Origin of the sequence: Pseudomonas sp. FW305-28, from assembly GCF_017351395.1 — a bacterium.
GTDB classification, from domain to species: Bacteria; Pseudomonadota; Gammaproteobacteria; order Pseudomonadales; family Pseudomonadaceae; genus Aquipseudomonas; species Aquipseudomonas fluorescens_AA.
Window position 1 is genome coordinate 1 of record NZ_JACNDD010000244.1, and the last position, 4,987, is coordinate 4,987.

The 4,987-nt window shown below is 60.5% G+C and carries 5 protein-coding genes; 3 read left to right on the forward strand and 2 right to left on the reverse strand.

Going from position 1 to position 4,987, the window contains the following annotated elements:
• Positions 1–66 precede the first annotated feature (66 nt).
• Positions 67–984, reverse strand: coding sequence for a polyphosphate kinase 2 (gene ppk2 / locus J4E53_RS29630; RefSeq protein ID WP_060743179.1), 918 nt, complete (start codon positions 982–984; stop codon positions 67–69).
• 222 nt (positions 985–1,206) lie between these two features.
• Between ppk2 and J4E53_RS29635 the strand changes: the two genes are divergently transcribed.
• The gene (locus J4E53_RS29635) at positions 1,207–2,142 is read left to right on the forward strand and encodes a Ppx/GppA family phosphatase (protein ID WP_103309445.1); all 936 of its coding nucleotides are present in this window, start codon (positions 1,207–1,209) and stop codon (positions 2,140–2,142) included.
• A 14-nt stretch (positions 2,143–2,156) separates the two neighbouring features.
• Here J4E53_RS29635 and J4E53_RS29640 read toward each other — a convergent pair whose 3' ends face one another.
• Positions 2,157–2,348, reverse strand: coding sequence for a hypothetical protein (locus J4E53_RS29640; protein ID WP_146042639.1), 192 nt, complete (start codon positions 2,346–2,348; stop codon positions 2,157–2,159).
• Positions 2,349–2,392: 44 nt separating this feature from the next.
• Between J4E53_RS29640 and J4E53_RS29645 the strand changes: the two genes are divergently transcribed.
• Entirely contained in the window at positions 2,393–3,490 is a 1,098-nt protein-coding gene (locus J4E53_RS29645; protein WP_058545429.1) for a carboxynorspermidine decarboxylase, read from the forward strand.
• A 25-nt stretch (positions 3,491–3,515) separates the two neighbouring features.
• Complete coding sequence (locus J4E53_RS29650; RefSeq protein ID WP_041476374.1) at positions 3,516–4,760, forward strand: saccharopine dehydrogenase family protein; 1,245 nt, start codon at positions 3,516–3,518, stop codon at positions 4,758–4,760.
• Positions 4,761–4,987: the final 227 nt, after the last annotated feature.

The window sequence follows — 4,987 nt, forward strand, 5'->3', positions numbered from 1 at the left end:
CTCGATCGTAAGGCCCCGGCGAACACGAGGTCAGAACCGCTTGTGGGGAGGCTTGCCTGGCGGGTCTCAGTAGACCTGGGGCACGATGAGCTCCGGTGGCGTCGGACTGCGGGAGTAGTCTTCCTGGCGTACCCGCTGCGGCAGTTCGATGGTCGGCAGCTCCACCTCTTCATAGGGCATTTGCCCAAGCAGGTGATGGATGCAGTTGAGCCGGGCTTTTTTCTTGTCGTCGGCCTGCACCACCCACCAGGGCGCCTCGGCGATGTGGGTGCGTTCGAGCATGATTTCCTTGGCCTTGGTATAGGCCTCCCAGCGCCGGCGGGACTCCAGGTCCATGGGGCTGAGCTTCCATTGCTTGAGCGGGTCATGGATGCGGCTGAGGAAGCGCAGGTGCTGTTCCTGGTCGGAAATGGAGAACCAGTACTTGATCAACTGGATGCCGGAGCGGGCGAGCATCCGCTCGAATTCCGGCACGGTACGGAAGAACTCTTCGTACTGTTCGTCGGTGCAGAACCCCATGACTTGCTCGACCCCGGCGCGGTTGTACCAACTGCGGTCGAACAGCACGATTTCACCCGCCGCCGGCAGGTGCGAAACGTAGCGCTGGAAGTACCATTGAGTCCGTTCACGGTCGTTGGGGGCGGGCAGGGCGGCGACGCGACATACCCGGGGATTGAGCCGCTGGGTAATGCGCTTGATCACGCCACCCTTGCCGGCGGCGTCACGCCCTTCGAACAGGATCACGACCTTGTGCCCGGTCTTGACCACCCAACTTTGCAGCTTCACCAGTTCGCCCTGAAGGCGGAACAGTTCGCTGAAATACAGGCGTCGGATTTCTTTCTCGCTGCTATCCGGGGCGTGTTCATCGAACAAGGCGTTCAGGTCATGCCCGTCTTCGGAGAGCTCCAGCTCCAGTTCTTCGTCGCTGTGATCGAGCAATTCGCGGTGGATGCGCTGTACCAAGGTGTCCTGGGTTGAAAGCATGATGGAGAACTCGGTCGTGGAGGCGCCATCCACGCTAGTTGCAATTTGTTACATGGTGGTGAACGTCATCTGTGCTTCATGCGCTGCCCTTGGCTAAAACAGTTACTGGGGCGCAAGGGGTGTCATCCAGGTGTCATCGAACCCATGGCAGGATCTTCGCAAACCATCGTGGGATGCCCGCAGCGCTTGTGCCTGCTGGCTGATGAATCAAGGAACACCGCTATGAAAGGCGACGCCCCCCTGTTCGCGGCCATTGACCTGGGCTCCAACGCCTTTCGCCTGATAATTGGCCAGTCGGTCAAGCGCAATCGACAACGGGTGATCCAGGAAGTGAAAACCCTGCGCGAGCCGGTCCGATTGGCCGAGGGCCTGCAAGCCGGGGCCCTGGACGAGCTGGCGCTGGATCGAGGCTGGCAAGCCCTGGCCCGATTTGGCAAAAAGCTGCGTGGCTTCGAAGCCGGACGGGTGCGGGCGGTGGCGACCAGTGCCGTGCGCGAAGCGGCCAATGCCCAGTTGTTCCTGGCCAGTGCCGAGCGGCACCTGGGGTTTCGGATCGACGTGCTGTCCGGACATGAAGAAGCCCGGCTGGTGTATGCCGGTGTCGCCCATGCGGTGCCCGGTGTCGAGCGGACGCGACTGGTGGTGGACATCGGCGGTGGCTCGACCGAACTGATTCTGGGGCAGGGCGCTCAGCCACTGTTGACGGAGAGCATTGCCATCGGCAGCGGCACCTTTGGCGCGCGTTACTTTGCGGGCGGACGCATCACCGCTCAAGCGCTGCTGGAGGCTGAACGCGTGGCCGTCCTGCAGTTTGAAGCGATGGCGGCGCGTTATCGCGCGCAGGGCTGGCAGCAGGTGATCGGCTCTTCCGGTACGGCGCGGATGTTGGCCAAAGTGCTCAAGGCCAATGGTCTCAATGACGTTGGCCAAGGCGGCATTACCTACAGCGGGTTGTTGCGCCTGTCGTTGCGGCTGCTGGAAGTCGGCCATGTCGACCGCCTCAGATTGGCCGGCTTGCAAAGCCATCGCCTGGGCATCCTGCCCGGTGGCCTGGCGATCATGCTGGCGGCGTTCAAGGTCTTCGGTGTTACAGACATGATCGTTTGCGAAGCGGGCCTGAGGTTTGGTGTCCTGCATGACCTGATGCATAAACACTGATCACCCATGGCCTGTTATGCAAGGCCGGTTACCCGCGACGGCTCAAGGTCGAGCGTCAGCGCTCTTTGCTTATCCTCCCTTTGCCAGATCAGCATTTCGTCGCCTGGGCGGCCGGTATGTCCGGTGATCGCAAAGCGTCGATCCGGATCGGGATGATTGCACGAACGGGGCTTTTCGCTCTTTCGATCTGCAGTCAGTGAAGGCACAATGCGCATCCTTTTTTGGCTCGCCTTGCCCGGAGGCCTCGAAAATGATCAAAACGCCGTACTACCTCATCGACAAACAAAAGCTGCTGGCGAACATGCAGAAGATCGCCTATGTGCGTGAGCAGTCCGGGGCCAAGGCCTTGCTGGCGCTCAAGTGCTTCGCCACCTGGTCGGTGTTCGACCTGATGCAGCAGTACATGGACGGCACCACGTCGTCGTCGCTGTATGAACTCAAGCTCGGCCGGCAGAAATTCGCGGGCGAGACCCACGCCTACAGCGTGGCCTGGGCCGACGATGAGATCGAGGAGATGCTCGCCAACTGCGACAAGATCATCTTCAACTCCATCGGCCAGTTGCAGCGCTACACCGAGGCGTCGGCCGGCAAGGTCCGCGGCCTGCGGGTCAACCCGCAAGTGAGCAGCTCCGATTACCTGCTGGCCGACCCGGCGCGACCGTTCAGCCGCCTGGGCGAATGGGATCCGGTGAAAATCGAACAGGTCATCGAGCATATCTCCGGGTTCATGTTCCACAACAACTGCGAGAACGGCGATTTCGGTTTGTTCGACCAGATGCTGGGCACGATCGAGGAGCGTTTCGGTCATCTATTGCATAAGGTCGAGTGGGTCAGCCTCGGTGGCGGCATCCATTTCACCGGTGAGGGCTACGCCCTGGACGCCTTTTGCGCACGGCTCAAGGCCTTCTCGCAGAAGTATGGCGTGCAGGTCTACCTGGAACCGGGCGAGGCCGCGATCACCCAGAGCGCGTCGCTGGAAGTCACCGTGCTCGACACGCTCTACAACGGCAAGCACCTGGCCGTGGTGGACAGTTCCATCGAGGCACACATGCTCGATCTGCTGATCTATCGCCTGGACGCCAAGCTGGCACCGAGCGAGGGCGAACACACCTACATGGTGTGCGGCAAATCCTGCCTGGCTGGAGACATCTTTGGCGAGTACCAATTCGATCGTCCGCTGTCCATCGGCGATCGGCTGTCGTTCATCGACGCAGCGGGCTACACCATGGTCAAGAAAAACTGGTTCAACGGCCTGAAAATGCCGTCCATCGTTGTGAAGCAACTCGACGGCAGCGTCGAGGTGGTTCGCGAGTTTGTTTACGACGACTACTTGTCCAGCCTCTCTTGAGCTGGCGGAAGGAGAAATAAAGAAATTGAAGAAGAACGTACTTATCATTGGTGCAGGAGGTGTCGCCAAGGTGGTGGCCCACAAGTGCGCGCAGCACAACGACGAACTCGGTCGTATTGCTATCGCGTCGCGCAACATCTCCAAATGCCAGGCCATCATCGACAGCGTCAAGGCCAAGGGTAGCCTCAAGCAACCCGCCGACATCAAGGCCTTTGCACTGAACGCTCTGGATGTCGAAGCGACCAAGGCGCTGATTCGCGAGACCGAGTCGCAGATCGTCATCAACGTCGGCTCTGCTTTCCTCAATATGTCGGTGCTGCGTGCCTGCATCGATACCGGCGTGGCCTACCTGGACACCGCCATCCACGAAGAACCGGGCAAGGTCTGCGAGACGCCGCCCTGGTACGGCAACTACGAGTGGAACCATCTCCAGGAGTGCCAGGAGAAGAACATCACCGCCATTCTCGGCGTGGGCTTCGACCCGGGTGTGGTCAATGCCTATGCGGCACTGGCGCAACAACAGCATTTCGACCGCATTGATTCGATCGACATTCTCGACGTCAATGCTGGCTCCCATGGCAAATATTTCGCCACCAATTTCGATCCGGAAATCAATTTCCGTGAGTTCACCGGACAGGTGTGGAGCTGGCAGGACAGCCAGTGGACCAGCAACACCATGTTCGAGGTCAAGCGCACCGACGACCTGCCAGTGGTCGGCTCGCAGAACCTGTACCTGACCGGTCACGACGAAGTGCACTCGCTGTCGAAGAACCTCGATGTGCCCAACGTGCGTTTCTGGATGAGCTTCGGCGAGCACTACATCAATGTGTTCACCGTGCTCAAGAACCTCGGCCTGCTTTCCGAGCAACCGGTCAAGACCGCCGAAGGCCTGGAAGTCGTGCCGCTGAAAGTGGTCAAGGCCGTGCTGCCTGACCCGAGCTCGCTGGCGCCGGGCTACACCGGCAAGACCTGCATCGGTGACCTGGTCAAAGGCGTCAAGGATGGCCAGCCGCGCGAAATGTTCATCTACAACGTGGCCGACCACGAGGACGCCTACGCCGAAACCGACAGCCAGGGCATTTCCTATACCGCCGGCGTGCCACCCGTGGCCGCGGCCTTGCTGGTGGCCCGTGGCGAGTGGGACGTGCAGCGCATGGTCAACGTCGAAGAGCTGCCTGCCGAGGCGTTCCTCGAGGCGCTGGATGTGATGGGCCTGCCGACGCGCATCAAGGACGAACATGGAGACCGTCCCTGGAACCAGAACGCCTGAAGGACTTCAGGCGGGTTCCCCCGATAGGAACTGCAGAGTCGCTCTGGATTCTGCAGGCGATTGAACCAGAAGACTCACCGTTGCGTGAATACCTGGCAATCCGCGGGAAGCCTTGAAGAAATGCTCCGTATCGAAAGGTACGGGGCATTTTTCGTTTAGGGGCCCATCAAATAGGCCCGTGGCGAGGGAGCTTGCTCCCGCTGGCGCGTGAAGCGGCCCTGAAGTCA

Coding starts and splice junctions, on each gene's coding strand:
- ppk2 (WP_060743179.1), bottom strand. CDS start 984: ATGCTTTCAACCCAGGACACCTTGGTACAGCGCATCCACCGCGAATTG.
- J4E53_RS29635 (WP_103309445.1), top strand. CDS start 1,207: ATGAAAGGCGACGCCCCCCTGTTCGCGGCCATTGACCTGGGCTCCAAC.
- J4E53_RS29645 (WP_058545429.1), top strand. CDS start 2,393: ATGATCAAAACGCCGTACTACCTCATCGACAAACAAAAGCTGCTGGCG.